Genomic DNA, 669 nt, shown 5'->3' on the forward strand with positions numbered 1-669 from the left:
AGGACATATTCGTGTCATTCGAGAGATTCGTGTTCAGTTAAATATCTGTTCAAAGGACATATTCGTGTCATTCGAGAAATTCGTGTGCAAAATTAAACATTAATTCTTAATAATCCAAAGAAAACAATGAAGAATCCAAGAAAAATCGATCTGATTGTGGTACATTGCAGTGCCACACGTGTTAACCAGGACTTCCCAGTTGAAGCCTTGGAAGCCTGCCACAAGGCACGTGGTTTCCACTCCATCGGTTACCACTATTACATTACAAAGGATGGCATGGTCTATCCCTGCCGTCCAGAAAACGAGGTGGGGGCTCATGCCCGCCACTACAACGCCCACAGCATCGGAATCTGCTACGAGGGTGGTCTCGACGAGAAAGGCAAGCCTGCCGACACTCGCACTCCAGCCCAGAAGGATTCTCTGGAAGACCTCCTCTACGGTCTCTCCCTCGACTATCCCGATGCCGAGATCCTAGGCCATCGCGACCTCCCCTGGGTTCGCAAGAGCTGTCCTTGCTTCGATGTCAAGGAATGGCTGAAAGAAATCGACTTCCATCTCTAGAAAATGCTCCTCATCTGAAACAGATGGGGAGTTTTTTTATAAAATATATTAAATGGTTTCAACTGCCGGATACAGCTACGCTTCCCCTGAGAAGAGGTAGCTTCCCGA

The 669-nt window shown here is 47.5% G+C and carries 1 protein-coding gene; it reads left to right on the forward strand.

Going from position 1 to position 669, the window contains the following annotated elements; translation table 11 throughout:
• Nucleotides 1–126: 126 nt before the first annotated feature.
• Nucleotides 127–561 (forward strand): N-acetylmuramoyl-L-alanine amidase, encoded by a 435-nt coding sequence (locus tag DW657_RS17120; protein WP_118313550.1) that lies wholly within the window; start codon nt 127–129, stop codon nt 559–561.
• Nucleotides 562–669: the final 108 nt, after the last annotated feature.

The sequence above is a fragment of the Prevotella sp. AM23-5 genome (assembly GCF_003473645.1).
Lineage (GTDB): Bacteria > Bacteroidota > Bacteroidia > Bacteroidales > Bacteroidaceae > Prevotella > Prevotella copri_A.